Here is a 23249-nt window from a genome sequence, read left to right on the forward strand (position 1 = left end):
GAGGATCACAGTTGATGAGCGCACCTACCGCGAACCGTTCTGCCACCGGCGTCTTCTCGCCGACCCGCGCGCAGCTGTCGGAGCGCACGCTGCGAACCGACCGGTGGTGGATGCCGATCTTTTGGACAGATCTGGGTCTGTCGGTGTTCATCGTGTACGCGACGATCCGGGCTTTTTGGGGCAGCGCCTATTACGTCGAGGACTACCACTACCTGACGCCGTTCTACTCACCGTGCGTCAGTGCGTCTTGCGTGGAGGGAGCCCGGCATTTCGGCACATGGGTCGGTGAACTGCCCTGGTTCATCCCAATGGCTTTCATCTCGCTGCCGTTCCTGCTGGCGTTCCGGCTGACGTGCTACTACTACCGCAAGGCTTACTACCGGACGGTGTGGCAGTCCCCGCCGGCATGCGCTGTGGCAGAACCACATTCGAAATACACCGGCGAGACGCGGCTTCCGCTGATCATGCAGAACGTGCACCGTTACTTCTTTTACGTGGCATGCGTCATCTCGCTGATCAACACCTATGACGCCATCAAGGCGTTTCACTCGCCGAGCGGTTTCGGCATCGGACTGGGCAACGTCATCCTCACGGGCAATGTGATCCTGCTGTGGATCTACACCCTGTCCTGCCATTCGTGCCGCCACGTCACCGGTGGGCGGCTCAAGCACTTCTCGAAACATCCGGTGCGCTACTGGCTCTGGACGCAGGTCAGCGTGATCAACACCAAGCACATGCAGTGGGCCTGGATCACATTGGGCACCCTGATCCTGACCGACTGCTACGTCATGCTGGTTTCCAGCGGCGTCATCTCCGACTTGAGATTCATTGGCTGACAAGACGAGTGAGGTTTCATGGTTGAGGTCGAACGGCACTCCTACGACGTAGTCGTCATCGGTGCCGGCGGCGCGGGGTTGCGTGCGGTCATCGAGGCGCGCGAACGGGGCCTGAAGGTCGCCGTGGTGTGCAAATCCCTTTTCGGCAAGGCACATACGGTCATGGCCGAAGGTGGCTGCGCGGCGTCGATGGGCAACGCCAACCCGAAAGACAACTGGCAGGTGCATTTCCGCGACACCATGCGTGGCGGGAAGTTCCTGAACAACTGGCGGATGGCGGAGCTGCACGCCAAGGAGGCCCCGGACCGGGTCTGGGAGCTGGAGACCTACGGCGCCCTGTTCGACCGCACCAAGGACGGCAAGATCAGCCAGCGCAACTTCGGCGGGCACACCTACGCGCGGCTTGCCCACGTCGGCGACCGCACCGGGCTGGAGTTGATCCGCACGATGCAGCAGAAGATCGTGTCGCTGCAGCAAGAGGACTACGCCGAACTCGGCGACTACGAGGCGCGGATCAAGGTGTTCGCGGAATGCACGATCACCGAACTGCTCAAAGATCAAGACGCCATCGCCGGAGCGTTCGGCTATTGGCGCGAGTCCGGCCGGTTCGTCTTGTTCGAGGCGCCCGCGGTGGTGATGGCCACCGGCGGGATCGGCAAGTCGTTCAAGGTGACGTCGAACTCCTGGGAGTACACCGGCGACGGGCACGCGCTCGCATTACGGGCCGGCGCGACGTTGATCAACATGGAGTTCGTCCAGTTCCACCCGACCGGCATGGTGTGGCCACCCAGCGTGAAGGGAATCCTGGTCACCGAGGGTGTTCGCGGCGACGGCGGAGTGCTGAAGAATTCCGAGGGCAAGCGGTTCATGTTCGACTACATCCCGCCCGTGTTCAAGGGCCAGTACGCCGAAACCGAACAAGAGGCCGACCAGTGGCTCAAGGACAACGACTCGGCCCGTCGCACCCCTGACCTGCTGCCCCGCGACGAGGTGGCCCGGGCGATCAACTCCGAGGTCAAAGCGGGCCGCGGCAGCGCGCACGGCGGGGTCTACCTCGACATCGCCTCACGGCTGACGCCGGCGGAGATCAAGCGGCGGCTGCCGTCGATGTATCACCAGTTCATGGAGCTGGCGGGTGTCGACATCACCAAGGAGCCGATGGAGGTCGGGCCGACCTGCCACTACGTGATGGGCGGTATCGAAGTCGACCCGGACACCGGCGCGGCCACGGTCCCCGGCCTGTTTGCCGCCGGCGAGTGCTCCGGCGGGATGCACGGCTCCAACCGGCTGGGCGGCAACTCGCTGTCGGACCTGCTGGTGTTCGGCCGGCGCGCCGGCCTGGGCGCCGCTGACTACGTCCGCGCCCTGCGCAGCCGCCCGTCCGTCTCGCAAGAGTCCGTCGACGCCGCCGCCAAGCTCGCCCTGGCGCCGTTCGAGGGACCCAAAGACGGTGGGCCGGCGGAGAATCCGTACAAGCTGCAGATCGACCTGCAGGACACCATGAACGATCTGGTCGGGATCATCCGCAAGGCCGACGAGATCTCCGAGGCGCTCTCCCGGCTGGAGGAGTTGCGCACGCGGTTCACCAGGATGCAGGTGGAGGGCAACCGCCAATACAACCCCGGCTGGAACCTGGCCATCGACCTGCGCAACATGCTGATGGTCAGCGAATGCGTCGCCCGGGCGGCCCTGGAACGCACCGAAAGCCGCGGCGGGCACACCCGCGACGACCATCCCGCCATGGAGGCCAACTGGCGCAACACGTTGCTGGTGTGCCGCGCGCAGAATGGCGACTCCGCTATTCCCCACATCAGCGTCAGCCGCGAAGAGCAGGTCCCGATGCGGCCCGACCTGCTGGAGCTCTTCGAGATCTCCGAGTTGGAGAAGTACTACACCGACGGCGAGCTGGCCGACCATCCCGGACGGAGAAGCTAAATGACGTACAACGCCAGCATGCGGGTGTGGCGCGGCGACGACGACGGCGGCGCGCTACAGGACTTCACCGTCGAGGTCAACGAGGGCGAGGTGGTGCTCGACGTCATCCACCGGCTGCAACAAACCCAGACACCCGACCTTGCGGTGCGCTGGAACTGCAAGGCCGGCAAGTGCGGGTCGTGCTCGGCGGAGATCAACGGCCGGCCCCGGTTGATGTGCATGACGCGGATGTCGACGTTCGCCGAGGACGAGGTCGTCACGGTGACGCCGCTGCGGACCTTCCCGGTGATTCGCGACCTGGTCACCGACGTGTCGTTCAACTACGAAAAGGCGCGCGAAATCCCGTCGTTCGCTCCGCCCAAGGAGTTGCAGCCCGGCGAATACCGGATGGCGCAGGTCGACGTGCAGCGCTCGCAGGAATTCCGCAAGTGCATCGAATGCTTCCTGTGCCAAAACGTCTGCCACGTCGTGCGCGACCATGAGGAGAACAAGAAGGCGTTCGCCGGACCGCGCTTTTTGATGCGGATCGCCGAGTTGGAGATGCATCCGCTGGACACCCTGGACCGGCGCAACCAGGCGCAGGAGGAACACGGCCTGGGTTACTGCAACATCACCAAGTGTTGCACCGAGGTCTGCCCGGAAAACATCAAGATCACCGACAACGCGCTGATCCCGATGAAGGAACGGGTCGCGGACCGCAAATACGATCCGGTGGTGTGGCTGGGCAACAAACTGTTTCGCCGCTGACGGTTACGTTAGCCCCGGCTGGTTCGGGGTATTCCGTTGCGATGGCCCTCCGACAATCCCACAGCATCAACGACATTCGAACCGCGATCCGGGAGCTGTCCAGTCGCGCCGAGCTCGCACGCAAAGAGGGGCGACACGAGGCGGCCGACGAGATCGAGCAGCGCATCCAGGCCTACCGCGACGAACTGGGTCATCGCCCGTAGCGGTCAGGCGCCGAGGCGGCGGAAAACGCTGCGGTGAAACACGATGGGAGCCACGTCCGGGTCCACCCGGACATCGCTGACCCGCAGCACGACGATGGTGTGGTCCCCGGCCGCGACCAACTGATCGACGCTACTTTCCAACCACACGCTGGTGCCCTTGATGAAGACGGCACCGCTGTCGTAGGACACCGTTTCCAAGCCGGCGAACCGGTCGCCCGTCTTGGCCGCCAGCGTGCGAACCGCCTCGTCGTGTGCCTCCCCCAGCACGCTGATGCCCAGTGCCGGTACATCTTTGAGCTTCGGCCACGTCGTCGACGTGTTCTGCACGCAGAACGAAACCAGCGGTGGATCCAGCGAAACCGGAACGAACGTACTGGCTGCCAGCCCTTCGCGTATGCCATTGACCTCGGCGGCGATCGCGATCACGCCGGACGGGAAATGGCCGTAAGCTTCACGCAGTGACGACGGTGTCAGCTTGTCGGGTGAGTTCACCGGGCTTCATTCGTGTCGAAGGGTTTTCGCCTCACGACCCTACCGAGTAGCCGTGCGCCGCGGCGACGTCGGGGTGCGCGCGCAGTCTGCTCTTCCAGGCATTACGTCCGTAGACCGCGAAAATCGGGTCCGACGAGTCCGGGCGTCTGCCGCCGCGTGCCGCCAGGTCCGGCGGCAACGACAAAACGGGCAGCTGCGCGTCGAGCCGCGGGTTGAAGAAGTACGGCACCGAGATCCGGTCGGCCGCCTCGTGGAGGTTCACGCGGTGCTCGGTGGCGCGCAGATATCCGCCGGTCGCGAGCTCCAACAGCTCGCCGATGTTGACGACGAACGCGCCGTCGCGCGCGGGGACGTCGATCCAGCCGCCGCGCCGGCCGCGCACCTGCAGTCCGCGGCTGCCCGGCTCGGCGAACAGCAGCGTGAGCACCCCGGCGTCTCGATGCGCGCCCACCCCCTGCGAGGTCATCGCCCCCGCCGGATAGCGGACGATTTTGATCAGGGTGGCCGGCGTCTCGGCGAACGCCGTGTCGAAAACGTCGGGCGGGCTGCCCAGTGCGGCCGCCCAATGCCGCAGCAGGGTGCGGGCCACCCGGGAAAGCGCCGCGTCCCACGAGTCGATGAGGCCGGGCAGCCCGGGCAGGCCGGCCGGCCACTGGTTGGGGCCCTGCAGCCACAGGTAGTCCGGCTGGCCGGTGCCGCCGACGGGTTGGCGCTCCGGCCCGATGTCGATCTGCTCGCGCCAGTCCACCCTGCCGCCGGTCAGCTCGCCGCCCAGCCTGGTGTAGCCGCGGAAATGCGGACTGCGCACCATCGCGATGGCGTCCTTGTCGGCCTGCGGCAACGCGAACAGCCGCCGCGCCTCGTCGAGCAGCGACCGGGTCAGCGACTCGGGAACGCCGTGCCCGGTCAGGTAGAAGAAACCGACCTCGTGAGCGGCCTCCCGCAGCTGCTGTCGCAACCTACTAGGACGGTCGCTGAGGTCGACGACAGGTAGCTCAGTGACGGTTGCCACAGATCTCACGTGTCCATCATCGTTGCAGGTGAGCAGGGCCGCCAGGGTAGCAATCGGGCGGGTCCCAACCGGTTGGTTGCTTAGCCGATGAAATTTAGCTCACACCCGCTTGCGTTGAAGTTACTGACCCGTTAAGTTTAGCCGTGTTACTGGTGGGTAACTTAGCCGTAGTACCCAACCAACAGGTGGCATTCTCATCGAGGAGGAGCACGTGAGCCACTACAAGAGCAACGTCCGCGACCAGGTATTCAACCTCTTCGAGGTCTTCGGCGTGGACAAGGCATTCGGCGAGGGCAGCTTCAGCGATCTCGACGTCGACACGGCGCGGGAGATGCTGGGCGAGATCAGCCGACTGGCCGAAGGCCCGGTTGCCGAGTCGTTCGTCGAGGGCGACCGCAACCCGCCGACCTTCGACCCGGAAACGCACGCGGTGACGTTGCCCGAGTCCTTCAAGCAATCCGTCCGCGCGGTTCTCGACGGCGGTTGGGACAAGGTCGGCATCGACGAGGCTCTGGGTGGCATGCCCGCGCCCCGGGCGTTGGTGTGGGCATTGCACGAGCACCTCCTGGGCGCCAACCCGGCGGTGTGGATGTACGGCGGCGGCGCAGGCTTCGCCAACATCCTCTACCACCTGGGTACCGAGGAGCAGAAGAAGTGGGCCGTGCTGGCCGCCGAGCGTGGTTGGGGCTCGACGATGGTGCTCACCGAGCCGGACGCCGGTTCGGATGTGGGCGCCGCCCGCACCAAGGCTGTGCAGCAGGACGACGGGTCCTGGCACATCGACGGTGTCAAGCGGTTCATCACCTCCGCGGACTCCGGCGACCTGTTCGAAAACATCTTCCACCTGGTACTGGCTCGCCCCGAGGGCGCCGGCCCGGGCACCAAGGGTCTGTCGCTGTTCTTCGTGCCGAAGTTCCACTTCGACCCCGAGACCGGCGAGCTGGGCGAGCGCAACGGCGTGTTCGTGACCAACGTCGAGCACAAGATGGGCCTGAAGGTCTCCGCCACCTGTGAGCTTTCCTTCGGCCAGCACGGCGTACCGGCCAAGGGCTGGCTGGTCGGCGACGTGCACAACGGCATCGCGCAGATGTTCGAGGTCATCGAGCAGGCCCGGATGATGGTCGGCACCAAGGCGATCGCCACGCTGTCCACCGGCTACCTCAACGCGCTGGACTACGCCAAGGAGCGTGTGCAGGGCGCCGACATGACGCAGATGACCGACAAGACCGCGCCGCGGGTGACGATCACCCACCACCCCGACGTGCGCCGCTCGCTGATGACCCAGAAGGCCTACGCCGAGGGGCTGCGGGCGCTGTACCTCTACACCGCGACCTACCAGGACGCCGAGGTCGCCAAAGCGGTGCACGGCGTGGACGCCGATCTGGCGGTCAAGGTCAACGACCTGATGCTGCCGGTGGTCAAGGGCGTCGGCTCCGAGCAGGCCTACGCCAAGCTCACCGAGAGCCTGCAGACGCTGGGTGGCTCCGGCTTCCTGCAGGACTACCCGATCGAGCAGTACATCCGCGACTCGAAGATCGACTCGCTCTACGAGGGCACCACGGCCATCCAGGCGCAGGACTTCTTCTTCCGCAAGATCGTCCGCGACAAGGGTGTGGCGCTGGCCCACGTGTCGAGCCAGATCGAGGAGTTCGTCAAGAACGAGGGCGGCAACGGCCGGCTGAAGGCCGAACGGGCGCTGCTGGCCACCGCCCTGGCCGACGTCCAGGCAATGGCAGCGTCGCTGACCGGCTACCTGATGGCGGCCCAGGAGGACATCTCCAGCGTCTACAAGGTGGGCCTGGGTTCGGTGCGCTTCCTGATGGCCGTCGGCGACCTGGTGATCGGCTGGTTGCTGCAGCGTCAGGCCGCGGTGGCCGTCGAGGCGCTGGACGCCGGCGCCAGCGACGCCGACCGGGCGTTCTACGAGGGCAAGATCGCGGTGGCGTCGTTCTTCGCGAAGAACTTCCTGCCGCTGCTGACCAGCACCCGGACGGTTCTGGAGAACCTCGACAACGACGTCATGGAGCTTGACGAGGCAGCCTTCTAAGCCTGCCGACCAGACGTAAAGGTCCCCGCACGCACGGCGTGTCGGGGACCTTTACGTCTGCTGGCGCAACAACGCGCGGGTGCGGGCGCGAACGTCGGCGGAGCGGTCGAACACGACGCCGACGAACTCGTCGACGCCCGCGGCGCGCAGGCTCTCCAGGCGCTCGGTCACCGACGCCTCGTCGCCGAGGATCACGGCATCTTCCGGGCCGGCGTAACCCTCCCTGTCGAGCATCGCGCGGTACGACGGCAGTTGGCCGTACATCGCGAACTGCTCGGCGGCCTGTGCCCGGGCGGCGGCGACGTCGTCGGTCACGCTCACCGGTAGCGCGGCGACCACCCGCGCCGAGCCGTCGGGGCGCCCGGCCTCGGCGGCGGCCTGCCGCAGTGTCGGCCCGATGTGCTCGGCCAGCGTCTTGGGGCCGGTCATCCAGGTCACCGTGCCTGCGGTGCGCCGGCCCGCCAGCCGCAACAGCTGCGGACCCAGCGCGGCGATGTACACATCGGGCGCCTTGGCTCCCGGAATCTGCAGCGCGCCGCGCGTGGTGATGGTCTCGCCGACCGCATCGGCCTTCTGCCCCGACAACAACGGCTGCAGGCCGTCGAGATATTCGCGCAGCCGCCGAACGGGTTTGTCCCAGGGGATGCCCCACATGCCTTCGGTGACGGCCTGGTGCGTCATCCCCAGACCGAGGATGAAGCGGCCGCCGCTGATAAGGCTCAGCGTTAATGCGCGCTGCGCGAGCAGCATCGGATGCTGGTTTTGGATCGGTATCACGCCGGTGCCGACCTCGATGCGGTCGACTTCACGCAGCGCCACGGCCAACACGGTGAGCAAATCCGCCTCGTAGGGCATCTGCGTCATCCAGACCCGGCGGAAGCCCTCGTCGCGCAAGTTGGCGAGGTTCTCCACGGTCGCGTCGACGGGAGAGCGGCCGTCGGTGTCGCTCAACGAACCAAGAATGCTGATCTGCACGACTCATCGTAACGACGTCAGACCGACAAAAAGGGGCCGCCGCTGGATCCCCTCTTTTCAGCGGCGGCCCCTAAATCCAGGGATGCCCCGCGCTGCCATCGGGTCGGGGGTCGGACGACAACACGGAGCTATCCGGTCTATCGGATAGCCGTGGCGTCCCGTTACTAAACTTTTCGGCGGAATTTTTTTCCGCTGTTTCCGCCGTTTCCGCTGGGTAGCGGCTCAGGCTTCGAGGATTGCGGCCACGCCCTGACCGCCCGCCGCGCAGATCGAAATCAGTGCGCGCAGCGGCTTGCCGCCGGCCCCTTTCTGCTCTGCTTTCTTCTCGGCCAGCTGCTTGGCGGTCTGCGCCAGGATCCGCCCACCGGTGGCGGCGAACGGGTGGCCGGCGGCCAGCGACGAGCCGTTGACGTTCAGCTTGGACCGATCGATCGGCCCCAGCGCGGCGTCCAGGCCCAGCCGTTCCTTGCAGTATTCCTCGGACTCCCAGGACTGCAGGTGCGCCAGCACCACCGAGGCGAACGCCTCGTGGATCTCGTAGAAGTCAAAGTCCTGCAGGCTCAACCCATTTCGGGCCAGCAGCCGCGGCACCGCATACGTCGGCGCCATCAGCAGCCCGTCGGCGCCGCTGACGTAGTCCACTGCCGCGGTCTCGGCGTCGACGAAATAGGCCAGCGGGGTCAGCGAGTGCTCCGCTGCCCACTCTTCGCTGGCCAGCAACGCCACCGAGGCGCCGTCTGTCAGCGGTGTCGAGTTGCCGGCCGTCATCGTGGCGTCGCCGGCTTTGACCCCGAACACTGGCTTGAGCTTGGCCAGCTTCTCCACCGACGCGTCGGGCCGCAGGTTGTCGTCGCGATAGAGCCCCAGGAACGGCGTGACGAGGTCGTCGAAGAAACCCCGGTCGTAGGCGGCGGCCATGTTTTGGTGGCTGGCGGCGGCCAGCTCGTCCTGGGCGATCCGGGTGATGCCCAACTGCTTGGTGGTGATGGCCTGGTGCTCGCCCATCGACAGCCCGGTGCGCGGCTCGCTGTTCACCGGGATCTCCACCCCGAGGCTGGCGGGCAGCTTGCCCACCAGCTTCAGCCGCTCGACGTTGGTCTTGGCCCGGCGCAGTCCCAGCAGCGTGCGTCGCAGGTCGTCACCGAACCCGATCGGCGCATCTGAGGTGGTGTCGACCCCGCCGGCGGCGGCAACCTCATAGCGACCGGCGGCAACGCCGTCGGCCGCGGCGACGGCGGCCTGCAGCCCCGTTCCGCAGGCCTGCTGGATGTCGAATGCCGGCGTGTAGGACGACAGCTTCGACCCGAGCACGCATTCGCGCATGAGGTTGAAGTCGCGGCTGTGCTTGAGCACCGCGCCGCCGATCACCGCGCCGAGCCGTTCGCCGGCCAGACCGAACCGGTCGACCAGGCCGCCCAGAGCCGCGGTGAACATGTCCTGGTTGGACGCCTCGGCGTAGGCGCGGTCCGACCGCGCAAACGGGATGCGGTTGCCGCCCAATACGGCGACGCGCCGCCGGGTGCCGGTCGTGGAACTTGCAGAAGAATTGTTAGGAGCCACGCTTATCTCCGTCAGTTGGGGGTTATTCGCGGTTGAGGGTCATACTACCCACTGTTCTTACTCTGGAGTAAGTTCGGTCTTCGATACGGTTGTCGATAGACGGCACGCTCGACATGGAAGGCAACATCAGTGGCCCCCAAGCTTTCATCGGATCTATTCTCCCAGGTCGTCAACTCCGGCCCCGGGTCATTTCTGGCCAAGCAGCTCGGCATCCCGCAGCCCGAGCCGCTGCGCCGCTACCGGGTCGGCGAACCGCCGCTGGCCGGCTCGCTGCTGATCGGCGGCGAAGGCCGCGTCGTGGAACCGCTGCGCGCCGCGCTGGAGCGGGACTACGACGTGGTGGGCGCCAACTTAGGCGGTCGTTGGGCCGACTCGTTCGGCGGACTGGTATTCGACGCCACCGGAATTACCGGCCCGGCGGGGTTGAAGGCACTGCACGATTTCTTCCCCCCGCTGCTGCGCAACGTCGGCCCGTGCGGCCGGCTGGTGGTCGTCGGCACCACCCCTGAGGCGGCCGACAGCACCGACGAACGCATCGCGCAGCGCGCACTGGAGGGCTTCACCCGCTCGCTGGCCAAGGAGCTGCGGCGGGGCGCCACCGCCCAGCTGGTCTACCTGGCCCCGGACGCAAAACCGGCCGCCACCGGTCTGGAGTCGACGATGCGGTTCATCCTGTCGGGCAAATCGGCCTACGTGGACGGCCAGGTGTTCTACGTGGGCGCCGAGGATTCCACTCCGCCGGCCGACTGGGACCGGCCGCTGGACGGCAAGGTCGGCATCGTGACCGGCGCCGCCCGCGGCATCGGCGCGACGATCGCCGAGGTGTTCGCGCGTGACGGCGCCAGGGTGGTCGCGATCGACGTCGAGTCCGCCGCCGATGCCTTGGAGAAGACCGCCAGCCGGGTTGGCGGCACCACGCTGACACTCGACGTCACTGCGGACGATGCCGTCGACAAGATCACCGAGCACCTGCGCGATCACCACAACGGCCGGGCCGACATCCTGGTCAACAACGCCGGCATCACCCGCGACAAGCTGCTGGTCAACATGGACGAGGGCCGCTGGGACGCGGTGCTCGCCGTCAATCTGCTTGCCCCACTTCGTCTTACCGAGGGGTTGGTCGGCAACGGCAGCATCGGCGCGGGCGGCCGGGTGGTCGGACTGTCGTCGATGGCCGGCATCGCCGGCAACCGCGGGCAGACCAACTACGCCACCACCAAGGCCGGCATGATCGGTCTGACCCAGGCGCTTGCGCCCGACCTCGCCGGCAAGGGCATCACGATCAACGCCGTCGCACCGGGGTTCATCGAAACGCAGATGACCGCGGCGATCCCGCTGGCCACCCGCGAGGTGGGCCGTCGGCTGAACTCGCTGTTCCAGGGCGGCCAGCCCGTGGACGTCGCCGAGACTATCGCCTACTTCGCCAGCCCTGCGTCGAACGCGGTGACCGGCAACGTGATTCGGGTGTGCGGCCAAGCCATGATGGGGGCCTGAGGTGACCCAGCCGAGTGGTCTGAAGAACCTGGTGCGCGCAGCGGCCGGAGCGTTGCCGTTCGTTCCGCGCGGCGATCAACTGCCCAGCCGAACGCTGACGGTGAAGGACGTGTCGATCGACCGGGCGAACGTGGCCGCCTATGCGGCGGTCACCGGGCTGCGTTACGGCGACAACGTGCCACTGACCTATCCGTTCGCGCTGACCTTCCCGGCGATGATGTCGCTGGTGACCGGATTCGACTTCCCGTTCGCCGCAATGGGTTCCGTTCACGTCGAAAACCACATCACCCAGTACCGGCCGATCGCGGTGACCGACACCGTCAACATCTCGGTACACGCGGAAAACCTTCGGGAGCACCGCAAGGGCCTGCTCGTCGACCTGGTGACCGACATCAGCGTCGGCAACGAAGCGGCGTGGCATCAGGTGACGACCTTCCTGCACCAGCAGCGCACCAGCCTGTCCGACGAGCCCAAGCCGCCGCCGCAGAAACAACCGAAATTGCCTCCGCCCACCGCGATCCTGCGGGTCAGCGCGGGGCAGATCCGCAAGTATGCCTCGGTGAGCGGCGACCACAACCCGATCCACACCAACCCGATCGGCGCCAGGCTGTTCGGCTTTCCGACCGTCATTGCGCACGGAATGTTCAGTGCGGCAGCAGTATTGGTGAACCTGGAGGGCCGGCTGCCCGACAAGGTGAGCTATTCGGTGCGGTTCGGCAAGCCGCTGGTGCTACCTGGTAGCGCGGGGCTCTACGTCGAACAGGTCGATGACGGCTGGGATCTCAGCTTGCGCAACATCGCCAAGGGTTACCCGTACCTGACCGGCACGATCCGCGTGCTGTAGGCGGCCGGCGATTCGCGAAACTTAAATGTCCGCTACTCCTCTCGGCGTGTCGTCGCAGAGGTTTAAGTGTCGCGTTAATCGCGCGCGAATTAGGCGGAGCTGGTGCTGATTTCCGACGGCGCGCCTTTGAGGCCGCGCCAGAACAGGTTGATCATCAGCTCGGCCGCCTCGTCGACATCGGTGTCGCCGGTGCTCAGCCGGGTGGCCATCGCCTCGCCGGCTCCCACCAATGCCACGGCCATCATCTCGAAGTCGGTGCCCGGCTCGGGGTTTCGGGTGCCAGCCTGCAGCAGACGGGCCACCAGCTCGATGATCCGCTCGCGGCCCTCACGCACGGTCTGCGCGAACGCCTGCGAACTGGTGGCCTGGGTGTACATCACGATCCACGACGCCCGGTTGGCGTCGATGTAGCGCAGAAACGACACAATGGTGTTGCGCAGCAAATCCTTTGGGCTCTGCTCGAGGTCGATGTCTTCGCGAACGCCGTCGATGAACCGGGACAGCTCGCGGTTCAGGCAGGCACCGAACAGTTCCTCCTTGGAGCCATAGTACAGATACAGCATCGGTTTGGAGATCTCGGCCTTGGCGGCGATGGCGTCCATCGAGGTCTCGTGGTAGCCGTTGACCGAGAACATCTGCACGGCGGCGTCGAGCATCTGCTGCTCGCGGACAGCACGCGGTAACCGCTTGGTACCACCTGCCATGGACTGTCCTTCGCCTGCAACCGGGTTATCTGACTCCAGGGTAAGCAATGCTTGCGCTCTACCTGCCACATCCGGGCGACGACTTCTTCATCACCGCAATCCGATGCAGCGAGGCGTCGACGGCCGGCTGGGCCAACTCGCCCGCCGCCAGCGCCTTCTCCAGCCGGTCCAGCACGGCCGGCACCTCGTCGGTGGTGACCCACAGCGCGACGTCACTGCCGGCCTGCAGGGCGTGCAAGGCCGCGTCGGGCACCCCGTAGCGTTCGTTGATCGCGGCCATGCTGGACAGGTCGTCGCTGAACACCGGCCCGTCGAAGGGCGGTCCGCCGTAGCCGCTGCCGGTGCGCAGCAGCTGCACGGCGGCCGGGCTCAAGCTGGCCGGCTGGTCGCCGGTCAGGCCGGGGACCTGCAGGTGACCGATCATCACCCCGACCGGTGACGCGGTGACCAGCGTCCGGTAGGGCACCAGGTCGTCGTTCTTGAGCTGGTCCAGCGGCGGCGTAATCACCCCGCCGGTGTGCGAGTCGCCCGAGCCATGCCCGTGGCCGGGGAAATGCTTGAGCACCGGCAGCAGTCCGGCGTCGCGCAGTCCCCGCGCATACGCGCCGGCATAGTCGGTGACCAGCGCCGGATCCGAACCGAACGACCGGTCACCGATCACGGTGTCGTCGGCGGCGTCGGTGACGTCGACCACCGGAGCGAAGTCGATCGTGATGCCCAGGCCGCGCATCTTGTGGCCGCGCTCCAGCGCCATCGCGTAGACCTCGTCGGGGGTATGGGTCTGCGCCAGCACCCGCGCGGACGGCGCCGTGCCGATCAGCGGCGACAACCGGGACACCCGGCCGCCTTCTTCGTCGACGCTGATCGCGAGCGGCAGCGGGCCCGTAGCGCCGGTAATGCCGCCCAGCGAGCCGTCGGTAAGCATCGACAGGTCGGTCCAGCTGCCGATGAAGATGCCGCCGACATGGTGGTCGGTGACCACGGCCTTGGCGTCGGCGGCGTTGCGCACCCCCACCATGAGCAGCTGGGCCAGCTTGTCGCGGGCAGACAGGCCGGCTGTCGGGTCCCCGCAGGCAGTCCGGTGACCGGCGGCTGGGGTCGACGGCGCAGCGGATGGTTTGGTGTGGTGGCCGCATGCGGCAACCATCGCCGACACCACGGCAAGCACCGCCAGGATGCGTGAAAAGGCCATCGGCCCATGCTGTCATGGGCACGAGTGCGCGACGGTCGTGGCTCCGGCGGCAGCGAACGCTCTGCTAGGTTGGGCGACTAGGTTTGGTGACCGCCCGGTCCAGGTATTTCGAGGAGTTTCCGGATGAACCGGTTCGTTGCGCCCGCCGCAGCCAGCATTGTGGTCGGTCTGCTGCTGGGCGCCGCCGCGATCTTTGGGGTCACCTTGATGGTGCAGCAAGACACCAAGCCGCCACTGCCGGGCGGCGACCCGCAGTCGTCGGTGCTCAACCGGGTTGAGTACGGCAACCGCACCTAACCCGGCGGTGCCGGCCGTTTCGGCCGAGACCGCTTCGTCCGCTGTGACTCCGCTTTCCCGTCGTTGGCTGTGGTTGGTGGGGGCGGTGGCGCTGGTCCTGAGCTTTACCCAGGCGCCCGGGCAGATCTCCCCCGACACCAAACTCGACCTGACCGCCAACCCGCTGCGGTTCCTGGCCCGCGCCACCAACCTGTGGAACAGCGAGCTTCCGTTCGGGCAGGCGCAAAACCAGGCATACGGCTACCTGTTCCCGCACGGCACGTTCTTCCTGGCCGGGCATCTGCTGGGGTTGCCGGGCTGGGTGACCCAGCGGCTGTGGTGGGCGCTGCTGCTCACCGTCGGTTTTTGGGGGCTGCTGCGGGTCGCCGAGGCGCTGGGTGTCGGAAGCCCGACGTCACGCGTGATCGCCGCGGCGGCGTTCGCGCTGTCCCCGCGGGTGCTGACCACGCTGGGGTCGATCTCGTCGGAAACCTTGCCGATCATGCTGGCGCCCTGGGTGCTGCTGTCGACGATCCTCGCGTTACGGGGCGAGGGGTCGCTGCGACGGCTGGCCGGGCAGGCCGGACTGGCGGTGGCGCTGATGGGCGCGGTCAACGCGATCGCGACGCTGGCGGGGTGCCTGCCGGCGGTGATCTGGTGGGCCTGCCATCGGCCGAACCGGGTGTGGTGGCGCTTCACCGCCTGGTGGCTGCTGGCGCTGACGCTCGCGATGACGTGGTGGCTGGTGGCGCTGGTGTTGATGGCCCGAATCAGCCCACCGTTTCTGGACTTCATCGAGTCGTCGGGTGTGACCACGCAATGGTCGTCGCTGGTGGAGGTGCTGCGGGGCACCGAGAGCTGGACACCGTTCGTGGCGCCCAACGCGACCGCGGGTGCGCCGCTGGTCACCGGCACCACCGCGATCCTGGCCACCAGCCTGGTGGCCGCGGCCGGGATGGCCGGCCTCGCGATGTCCGGCATGCCCGCTCGCGGTCGGCTGGTGACGATGCTGCTGGTCGGGGTGGCGCTGATCGCCGCCGGCTACTCCGGCGGGCTAGGGTCGCCGCTGGCCCATCACGTGCAGGCTTTTCTGGACGCCGGCGGGGCACCGCTGCGCAACGTGCACAAGCTGGAATCGCTGATCCGGATCCCGCTGGTGCTGGGTTTGGCGCAGCTGCTGAGCCGCGTGCCATTGCCGGGCAGCGCGCCGGCGCGGGTGTGGCTGCGGGCCTTCGACCACCCGGAACGCGACAGGCGGGTCGCGGTCGGGATCGTCGTGATGGTCGCGCTGATGGTCAGCACGTCGCTCGCGTGGACCGGTCGGCTGACCCCGCCCGGCGCGTTCCGCGCGATACCGCAGTATTGGCACGACGCCGCCGGCTGGCTCGACGAGCACAACACGGGCGGGCGGGTACTGGTCGTCCCGGGCGCGCCGTTCGCCACCCAGGTGTGGGGCACCAGCCACGACGAGCCGCTGCAGGTGCTGGGCGGAAGCTCGTGGGGTGTGCGCGATTCGATTCCGCTGACCCCGCCGCAGACCATCCGCGCGCTGGACTCCGTGCAGCGGCTGCTCGCCGCCGGTCGGCCGTCCGCGGGTTTGGCGGATACCCTTGCCCGGCAAGGTATTTCTTATGTCGTGCTGCGCAATGACCTGGACCCCGACACGTCGCGCTCGGCGCGTCCGATCCTGGTGCACCGGGCCATCGTCGGCTCGCCGCGGCTGGCGAAGGTGGCGCAGTTCGGCGCGCCGGTCGGGCCCGGGCCGGTGTCGGGGTTTGTCAGCGACAGCGAACTGCGGCCGCGGTATCCCGCGGTGGAGATCTACCGGGTCGACGCCACCGCCGGGAATCCGGGAGCGCCGTACGTCGCCGACATCGACGAGCTGCCCCGGGTCGACGGCGGGCCTGAAGTGCTGTTGCGCCTCGACGAACGCCGGCGGCTGCGCGGTCGGCCGGCGCTGGGACCGGTGCTGCTGACGGCCGACGCCCAGCGCGCCGGTCTGCCGCTGCCCGTCGTGACCGTCAGCGACACCCCGGTCGCGCGGGAGACCGATTACGGCCGCGTCGACCACCACTCGTCGGCGATCCGTGCGGCCGGCGATGCCCGGCACACCTTCAACCGGGTACCGGATTACCCCACACCGGGCGCGCAGACCGTCTACGGCGGCTGGACCGGCGGGCGGCTGACGGTATCCAGCTCGTCGTCGGATGCCACCGCGCTGCCCGACGTCGCACCGGCCGCCTCACCGGCGGCCGCGATCGACGGCGACCCGGCGACCGCGTGGGTCTCCAACGGGCTGCAGTCCGCCGTCGGCCAGTGGCTGCAGGTGGATTTCGACCACCCGGTGACCAACGGCGTCATCACGCTCACGCCCAGCGCGACCGCCGTCGGCGCCCAGGTCCGCCGCATCCAGATCGAAACCGTCAACGGCACCACCACGCTGCGCTTCGACGAGGCCGGCAAGCCGCTCAGTGCGGCGCTGCCCTACGGCGAAACCCCGTGGCTGCGAATCACCGCGATCGGCACCGACAACGGCTCCGCCGGTGTGCAGTTCGGCATCACCGACTTGTCGATCACCCAGTACGACGCGTCCGGCTTCGCCCACCCGATTGATCTGCGGCACACCGTGCGGGTTCCGGCGCCGCCGCCCAACAGCGCGGTGGCGGGATGGGATCTCGGTTCCGAGCTGCTGGGCCGACCAGGCTGCGCCCGCGGTCCGCGAGACATGCGCTGCGCCGCCTCGATGGCGCTCACCCCGGAAACACCGGCCACCTTCAGCCGCACGCTGAACGTGCCGGGCCCGGTGTCGGTGACGCCGACGGTATGGGTGCGGGCCCGGCAGGGCCCGAAGCTGGCCGACCTGCTCGCCGCGCCGGACACTGCCCGGGCGCGCGGCGACTCCGACCTGGTCGACGTCCTGGGTTCGGCGTACGCGGCCACCGACGGCGATCCGGCGACCGCGTGGACGGCGCCGCAGCGGGTGGTGCAGCACAAGACGCCGCCGACGCTGACCGTGAGCTTGCCGCGGCCGGCAGAGGTGGCCGGTTTACGGCTCACCCCCAGCGCTTCGGCGGTGCCCACGCATCCGAGCATGGTCGCCGTCGACCTGGGCGACGGCCCCCAGACGCGCGAGCTGAAATCCGGCGACGGGGCGCCGCAGACCGTGCTGTTGAAACCGCGGGTCACCGACACCATCAGGGTCAGCCTGCTCGACTGGGTCGACGTGATCGACCGCACCGCGCTGGGCTTCGACCAGCTCAAGCCGCCGGGACTGGCCGAGATCGCGGTGCTGGGCAGCGACGGCAAACCGGTCGCGGCCGCCGATGCCGCCCGCAACCGCTCCCGCGAGGTCACCGTCGACTGCAGCCGGGGCCCGGTCGTCGCGATCGCCGGGCGGTTCGTGCACACGGCGATCAAGTCCACGGTGGGCGCGCTGCTCGACGGCGAGCCGGTGGCGGCCCAGCCGTGTGACCATGAACCGATCGCGTTGCCGGCCGGTCAGCAGGAGCTGTTGATCAGTCCGGGCGAGCAGTTCGTCGTCGACGGCGCCCAGCTGAACGCCGCCGAATTGCCCAGCGCGACAACGAATCCCGTGGAAGCCGCGGTGTGGGGTCCGGCGCATCGCGAGGTTCGGGTAGCCGCGGCGACGACCACTCGGGTGCTGGTGGTGCCGGAAAGCATCAATCGCGGCTGGGTGGCGCATACCAGCACCGGGACCCGGCTCAACCCGGTCGCCGTCAACGGCTGGCAGCAGGGCTGGGTGGTGCCGGCGGGAACCTCCGGCCCCATCACGCTGACATTCGCGCCCAACTCGGCTTACCGCGGCGGCCTGGCCGGCGGCCTGGCTCTGCTGCCGCTGTTGGTGCTGATGGCGTTGTGGCGCGGTCGCCGGCGACCGCCCGATGACTCACCGGCGCAACCGTGGGCGCCGGGCCGGTGGGCGGCCGTTGCGATGCTGGGAGCCGGCGTCGTGATCGCCGGCGCGGCCGGTGTCCTGGTATTCGCCGCCTTCCTCGGCGTGCGATGGCTGCGACCGCACCACCGATGGACCGTCGGTTTGAGTGCGGCCGGACTGATCCTGGCCGGCGCAGCGCTGTCGCGGCATCCGTGGCGGTCGGTGGACGGCTATGCCGGGCATTCGGCCGGTGTGCAACTGCTGGCGCTGATTTCGCTCGGGGCCTTGGTCGGCTCGGTGGTGGTATTGCGACCACGCGAACCTGGGTAAGCGAGACAATAGAAGTCCACCGTCCGAGGAGCCGCGGGCATGGGATGGTTCAGCGCACCCGAATATTGGCTGGGCAGGCTGGTACTGGAGCGTGGTATCGCAGCCGTCTACCTGATTGCGTTCGTCGCGGCAGCCCGGCAGTTCCGTGCGTTGATCGGCGAGCACGGGATGCTGCCGGTGCCGCAGTTCCTGGCTCGAGTGACTTTCCGGGACGTCCCGAGCATCTTCCATTTCCGCTACTCCGATCGGTTTTTCGCCGCCGTCGCCTGGTTCGGTGCAGCGCTGTCTGCCGCAATCGTCGCCGGCGTGGCGGGTCTGGTGCCGCTCTGGGCCGCCATGCTGATGTGGCTGGTGCTGTGGGTGCTCTACCTGTCGATCGTCAACGTCGGGCAGACCTGGTATTCGTTCGGCTGGGAGTCGCTGCTGCTCGAGACCGGCTTCCTGGCGATTTTCCTCGGCAACGACCATGTGGCCCCGCCGGTTCTGACCATGTGGCTGGCCCGCTTGCTACTGTTCCGGCTCGAGTTCGGCGCGGGGCTGATCAAGCTGCGCGGTGATCGATGCTGGCGCGACCTGACCTGCCTGTACTACCACCACGAGACGCAGCCGATGCCGGGACCGTTCAGCTGGTTCTTCCATCACCTGCCCAAGCCGCTGCACCGGATCGAAGTGGCGGGCAATCATTTCGCGCAGCTGGTCGTGCCGTTCGCATTGTTCGCGCCGCAGCCGGTGGCCAGCATCGCGGGCACGATCGTTGTGATCACCCAGCTGTGGCTGGTGGCGTCCGGCAACTTCGCCTGGCTCAATTGGCTGACGATCCTGTTGGGTTGCAGCGTGATCGACGTGTCGTCGGCGTCGGCCGTGTTGTCAATTCCTCAGCAGCCGGCGATGACCGAGCCGCCGGCCTGGTTCGCGGTGTTGGTGATCGCGTTCGCCGCGGTGTCGGTGTTCTTGAGCTACTGGCCGGTGCGCAACATGATCTCGCGCCGGCAGCGGATGAACATGTCGTTCAACCCATTTCACTTGATCAACACCTACGGAGCGTTCGGCAGCATCGGTCGGACTCGTTACGAGGTGGTCATCGAGGGGACCGACGAGCCGACCATCACCAGGCAGACGGTATGGAAGGAATACGAATTCAAGGGCAAGCCGGGCCCGGTGGACAAGCTGCCGCGACAATGGGCGCCCTACCACCTGCGGCTGGACTGGCTGATGTGGTTCGCCGCGATCTCCCCGCACTATGCATATCCGTGGCTGCGCGCGTTCCTGGTGCGATTGCTCGAAAACGATCCGCCGACCCTACGACTGTTGCGCCGCAACCCATTCCCGGGTTCACCGCCGAAATTCGTCCGCGCCCAGCTCTACCATTACCGGTTCACCACGGCGCGGGAGCTGATCCGGGAACGCGCGTGGTGGCATCGCACACTCGAGGGTCTCTACGTTCCGCCGGTCGCGTTGGAGAAAGTACATCGGGCTACCCCGTAGCGCTTGCCCTACCGGTTCGCCCTGGCGCGGATGCCGTCTTCGATTTTTTTGCCGATGTCGGGGTCGATGTTGTACCAGTATTGGACTACTCGGGACAGCACGGGTTCTTTGACGCCGTCGGTGACGTGGTGAACGACGTTGTGTACCAGGCGTTCGCGCGCCGCGTCGTCCATGACCTCGGGCACCAGAGCGCCGGCCTGGCTCCAGTCGTCGTCATCGGGTCGCAGCGTGTAGGCGGCGCGCATGATCTCCCCGTCGGTGGCCCAGCGCACCTCAGAGGCGCGGTCGGGATCGGCTTTGGGCCCGCCGACGGAGTTAGGGGCATACACCGGGTCGGTGGAGTTGACAAATCGCATCTGCCCGTCCTTGGAATAGGAGCGCACCGCACAGCGGGGGGCGTTGACCGGGATCTGGTTGTGGTTGGCCCCGACCCGGTAGCGGTGGGCATCGGCGTAGGCGAAACTGCGCCCCAGCAACAGCTTGTCCGGGCTTAGCCCACAGCCGGGCACCAGGTCGTGCGGCGCAAAGGTGCCCTGCTCGACCTCGGTGTGGTGATCAGTCACGTTGCGGTCCAACGTCATCGTGCCCAAATCGATGAGCGGATAATCGGCGTGCGGCCACACCTTGGTCACATCGAACGGGTTGAGCCGATACGTTTTCGCGTCGGCGAACGGCATGATCTGCACCTTCAGCGACCAGCTCGGATACTCCCCGCGCTCGATCGCCTCATGCAGATCGCGCATACAACAATCCGGGTCGGTGCCGGCCAGCCGATCCCCCTCCTCCTGGGTCAACCACTCGATACCCTGATTGGTTTTGAAGTGATACTTCACCCAGCAGTGTTGATCCAGCTAAAGGCATGCAAGCCATAGCCATGCGGTTGATTGGCATGTCAGACAGCAGAATCCGTCGGCGTCGCCATCGGCGGTACAGAACGAAACCTTGGAGGTCATACGCTCTTTGGTACATCCCGGAGGCGTGGCCCCGGAAGGGGAACACTTCATCCCGTGGAATGAGTCGCTCGATCATTCGATGCACAAGGTTTTCCACGGCTACGTCAAGCATTACGACGACCTCGAGCGATGGATGTACTCCGCTTACCTGCAGCTCACCGACACGGGTCAAGAGCTGGCACGGTCGATCGAAGACAAAGACATACAGGGGTACAGATAGGAACCCTAATAGTGGGCCTCCAAGGCTGAAGCATCGCGGAACGCCGTCGAAGCTGCTTTGACAGTGCGAGACTTGTCCGCAGCACTAGCCGGCAGGGCTTGCTGAAGGACGCGCGTGCGGAAGGAGGTGTCGTGCTCTTCCGCCAACTGGAGTATTTCGTCGCGGTCGCCGAGGAACGCCACTTCGCCCGCGCGGCCGAGAAGTGCTATGTGTCGCAACCCGCGCTTTCCGCGGCGATCGCCAAGCTCGAACGCGAACTGGATGTCACGCTTATCAAACGCGGACGCAGCTTCGAGGGCCTCACCCCAGAGGGAGAGCGGTTGCTGGTGTGGGCCAAGCGGATAATCGCCGAACACGACGCTTTCCGCGACGAGGTACGCGCCATGAGGTCCGGGGTCGTCGGGACCCTGCGGCTGGGCGCCATACCTACTGCCTCGACCACTTCGTCTCTGGTGCTCTCAGCGTTCTGTTCGGCTCATCCGCTGGCCAAGGTGCAGATCCGTTCGCAGCTGGCGACCTCCGATCTGTACCGGCGGCTGCGCGGGTTTGAGCTCGACGCCGCCATCGTCCCCGTCGGGCCGGAAGAGACGCGCGGCTTGGATGTGGTGCCCTTGTATGAGGATCGCTATGTTCTCATCGCGCCCGCCGACATGCTGCCCACGGGTACCTCGACGATGCGGTGGCCGGAGGCGGCACAGCTGCCGCTGGCCTTGCTCACCCCGGACATGCGGGTCCGCCAGATCATCGACGCGACCTTCGCCGGCCACGGCGTCACGGTGAGCCCGCACGTCGAGACCGACTCGGTCAGTACGTTGCTCGCCCAGGCCACCACCGGCGACAGAGCGTGCATCGTTCCGCAGACCTGGCTGTGGGCCAACCTGATGGCCGCCGATTTGCGGGCGGTGGAACTCGTCGACCCGGTCCTGAAGACGCAGATCGCCGTCGCCGCCAACTCGACCGGGCCCGGTTCGCCCGTGGCCCGGGCATTCGTGGAGAGCGCGCACAAGCTGAAACTCGACGAGTTCTTCGCCAAACGGCTCGGCAGCCTCTATCGTCAGTGACTCTCGTGACCCGCGCCTTATGGCCAATCGCGCAGACCGCGATCGCCGCGAGCCTCGCCTGGTACCTCGCGCGCGACGTGCTCGGCCACCACAACCCGTTTTTCGCACCCATCGCCGCTGCGGTGTGCTTGTGGGCGACCAACGTGGTTCGCGCGGAACTCGCCGTCGAAATGGTGATCGGCGTGACGTTGGGAATCGGCATCGGTGCGGCGGTGCACGCCGTGCTGGGCAGCGGGCCGCTCGCGATGGGTGCAGCCGTGCTGATTTCGCTTTGTATCGCAGATTTGATCGGCCGGGGCTTCACGCGGCAAAGACCGATGTTCGTCAACCAAACCACCATGTCGGCGATCCTGATTCTGGCGTTTCCGTATGGCGGTGTCGGCCCGGAACGACTGTTCGACGCGCTGATCGGCGGCGGTCTGGCGGTGGCCTTCAGCATCTTGATCTTCCCCAAGAACCCGCTGGCCGTGCTGCGCGGTGCACGCGACGGCACACTGACCGCGCTGCGTGACATCCTCGTCCAGATCGCCGATGTCACTGATGATTTGGCACCAGACTGGGCACTGAAAGCCGCGGACCGACTGCACCGGCAGCTGGCGCGGCTCATCGAAGCTCGCAGCACCGCAATTCAATTGGCGCGGGTCTGCCCACTGCGATGGCCATTACGTGAGGCCACTCGCGCCGCTGATCGTCAAGCGGCGCAGCTCGCGCTGCTCGCCAATTCCGTTCTGCAGCTGGCCCGCACCGTCACCAACCATCACAGGATCGCCGAACCGTTGCGCGCCGCTATTCGCGACCTCGCCGATGCTGGCACAGCGCTCGCCGAGGACCAACTCGCCGTCGCCGTCGTGCACGCCAGCTCCGCACACAATCACACCGTGGAACTCTGCCCGACTACTCACACCACTGAGCAAGTGCGGTTGGCGGCGGTGATCGATGCCTGCGCCGACGAGCTGCAGCAGGTGGTCGAGCACTAAATCTCACCGTG

At 67.1% G+C, this 23249-nt stretch carries 19 protein-coding genes and 1 pseudogene; 13 read left to right on the top strand and 7 right to left on the bottom strand.

Annotated elements, in window-relative coordinates:
- The first annotated feature begins 14 nt into the window (after positions 1 to 14).
- From AWB95_RS00730 to AWB95_RS22820, 4 genes are read left to right on the top strand one after another with little or no spacing between them, the layout of a single operon-like run.
- The gene (locus AWB95_RS00730; RefSeq protein WP_062540718.1) at positions 15 to 836 is read left to right on the top strand and encodes a hypothetical protein; all 822 of its coding nucleotides are present in this window, start codon (positions 15 to 17) and stop codon (positions 834 to 836) included.
- An 18-nt stretch (positions 837 to 854) separates the two neighbouring features.
- Positions 855 to 2771 (top strand): fumarate reductase/succinate dehydrogenase flavoprotein subunit, encoded by a 1917-nt coding sequence (locus AWB95_RS00735; protein WP_062540719.1) that lies wholly within the window; start codon positions 855 to 857, stop codon positions 2769 to 2771.
- Positions 2772 to 3518, top strand: coding sequence for a succinate dehydrogenase/fumarate reductase iron-sulfur subunit (locus AWB95_RS00740; protein ID WP_062540720.1), 747 nt, complete (start codon positions 2772 to 2774; stop codon positions 3516 to 3518).
- Between the two features lie 41 nt (positions 3519 to 3559).
- Positions 3560 to 3721: a hypothetical protein gene (locus tag AWB95_RS22820; RefSeq protein ID WP_099539608.1), complete on the top strand. Its 162-nt coding sequence runs from the start codon at positions 3560 to 3562 to the stop codon at positions 3719 to 3721.
- A gap of 3 nt (positions 3722 to 3724) precedes the next feature.
- Here the strand turns inward: AWB95_RS22820 and AWB95_RS00745 are convergent, their stop codons facing one another.
- Together AWB95_RS00745 and AWB95_RS00750 are read right to left on the bottom strand one after the other, a co-directional pair.
- The gene (locus tag AWB95_RS00745; protein ID WP_062540721.1) at positions 3725 to 4213 is read right to left on the bottom strand and encodes a flavin reductase family protein; all 489 of its coding nucleotides are present in this window, start codon (positions 4211 to 4213) and stop codon (positions 3725 to 3727) included.
- A 31-nt stretch (positions 4214 to 4244) separates the two neighbouring features.
- The gene (locus AWB95_RS00750) at positions 4245 to 5234 is read right to left on the bottom strand and encodes an isopenicillin N synthase family dioxygenase (protein WP_420799439.1); all 990 of its coding nucleotides are present in this window, start codon (positions 5232 to 5234) and stop codon (positions 4245 to 4247) included.
- 202 nt (positions 5235 to 5436) lie between these two features.
- Between AWB95_RS00750 and AWB95_RS00755 the strand changes: the two genes are divergently transcribed.
- Entirely contained in the window at positions 5437 to 7272 is a 1836-nt protein-coding gene (locus AWB95_RS00755; protein WP_062541878.1) for an acyl-CoA dehydrogenase, read from the top strand.
- A gap of 51 nt (positions 7273 to 7323) precedes the next feature.
- Here AWB95_RS00755 and AWB95_RS00760 read toward each other — a convergent pair whose 3' ends face one another.
- Together AWB95_RS00760 and AWB95_RS00765 are read right to left on the bottom strand one after the other, a co-directional pair.
- Complete coding sequence (locus tag AWB95_RS00760) at positions 7324 to 8247, bottom strand: TIGR03564 family F420-dependent LLM class oxidoreductase (RefSeq protein WP_085167425.1); 924 nt, start codon at positions 8245 to 8247, stop codon at positions 7324 to 7326.
- 222 nt (positions 8248 to 8469) lie between these two features.
- On the bottom strand, positions 8470 to 9807 hold the full coding sequence (locus AWB95_RS00765) for an acetyl-CoA C-acetyltransferase (RefSeq protein WP_062541058.1): 1338 nt from the start codon (positions 9805 to 9807) through the stop codon (positions 8470 to 8472).
- A 129-nt stretch (positions 9808 to 9936) separates the two neighbouring features.
- Here AWB95_RS00765 and AWB95_RS00770 point away from each other — a divergent pair, with 129 nt between their 5' ends.
- Both AWB95_RS00770 and AWB95_RS00775 read left to right on the top strand, forming a co-directional pair.
- Entirely contained in the window at positions 9937 to 11301 is a 1365-nt protein-coding gene (locus tag AWB95_RS00770) for a 3-oxoacyl-ACP reductase (RefSeq protein ID WP_062541059.1), read from the top strand.
- Between the two features lies 1 nt (position 11302).
- On the top strand, positions 11303 to 12145 hold the full coding sequence (locus AWB95_RS00775; protein WP_062541060.1) for a MaoC/PaaZ C-terminal domain-containing protein: 843 nt from the start codon (positions 11303 to 11305) through the stop codon (positions 12143 to 12145).
- An 89-nt stretch (positions 12146 to 12234) separates the two neighbouring features.
- Here AWB95_RS00775 and AWB95_RS00780 read toward each other — a convergent pair whose 3' ends face one another.
- Together AWB95_RS00780 and AWB95_RS00785 are read right to left on the bottom strand one after the other, a co-directional pair.
- Positions 12235 to 12849 (bottom strand): TetR/AcrR family transcriptional regulator, encoded by a 615-nt coding sequence (locus tag AWB95_RS00780; protein WP_062541061.1) that lies wholly within the window; start codon positions 12847 to 12849, stop codon positions 12235 to 12237.
- A gap of 58 nt (positions 12850 to 12907) precedes the next feature.
- Positions 12908 to 14041, bottom strand: coding sequence for a glycoside hydrolase family 3 N-terminal domain-containing protein (locus tag AWB95_RS00785; RefSeq protein WP_062541062.1), 1134 nt, complete (start codon positions 14039 to 14041; stop codon positions 12908 to 12910).
- Positions 14042 to 14164: 123 nt separating this feature from the next.
- Here AWB95_RS00785 and AWB95_RS00790 point away from each other — a divergent pair, with 123 nt between their 5' ends.
- Genes AWB95_RS00790 through AWB95_RS00800 form a run of 3 tightly spaced genes read left to right on the top strand, consistent with a single transcriptional unit; the run spans position 14165 to position 20027 of the window.
- Positions 14165 to 14338 carry a DUF2613 domain-containing protein gene (locus AWB95_RS00790; RefSeq protein ID WP_084707240.1) on the top strand — a complete coding sequence of 58 codons (174 nt, stop codon included), beginning with the start codon at positions 14165 to 14167 and terminating at the stop codon, positions 14336 to 14338.
- A gap of 43 nt (positions 14339 to 14381) precedes the next feature.
- Positions 14382 to 18542 (top strand): alpha-(1->3)-arabinofuranosyltransferase, encoded by a 4161-nt coding sequence (locus AWB95_RS00795; protein WP_085167436.1) that lies wholly within the window; start codon positions 14382 to 14384, stop codon positions 18540 to 18542.
- A gap of 39 nt (positions 18543 to 18581) precedes the next feature.
- Complete coding sequence (locus AWB95_RS00800; RefSeq protein ID WP_062539067.1) at positions 18582 to 20027, top strand: lipase maturation factor family protein; 1446 nt, start codon at positions 18582 to 18584, stop codon at positions 20025 to 20027.
- Between the two features lie 8 nt (positions 20028 to 20035).
- Here the strand turns inward: AWB95_RS00800 and AWB95_RS00805 are convergent.
- A pseudogene (locus tag AWB95_RS00805) lies at positions 20036 to 20904 on the bottom strand (catalase); the annotation flags it as partial.
- Positions 20905 to 21005: 101 nt separating this feature from the next.
- Between AWB95_RS00805 and AWB95_RS00810 the strand changes: the two are divergent.
- From AWB95_RS00810 to AWB95_RS00820, 3 genes are all read left to right on the top strand, one after another.
- Complete coding sequence (locus tag AWB95_RS00810) at positions 21006 to 21200, top strand: hypothetical protein (protein WP_180275992.1); 195 nt, start codon at positions 21006 to 21008, stop codon at positions 21198 to 21200.
- Positions 21201 to 21331: 131 nt separating this feature from the next.
- A complete protein-coding gene (locus tag AWB95_RS00815) occupies positions 21332 to 22261 on the top strand; it encodes a LysR family transcriptional regulator (protein WP_062539086.1) in 930 nt (309 codons plus the stop codon).
- Positions 22258 to 23238 carry an FUSC family protein gene (locus AWB95_RS00820; RefSeq protein WP_180275993.1) on the top strand — a complete coding sequence of 327 codons (981 nt, stop codon included), beginning with the start codon at positions 22258 to 22260 and terminating at the stop codon, positions 23236 to 23238. Before AWB95_RS00815 ends, AWB95_RS00820 begins: the two co-directional genes overlap by 4 nt.
- The last annotated feature ends 11 nt before the right edge of the window (positions 23239 to 23249 follow it).

This window comes from Mycobacterium celatum, from assembly GCF_002101595.1.
Taxonomy (GTDB): domain Bacteria; phylum Actinomycetota; class Actinomycetes; order Mycobacteriales; family Mycobacteriaceae; genus Mycobacterium; species Mycobacterium celatum.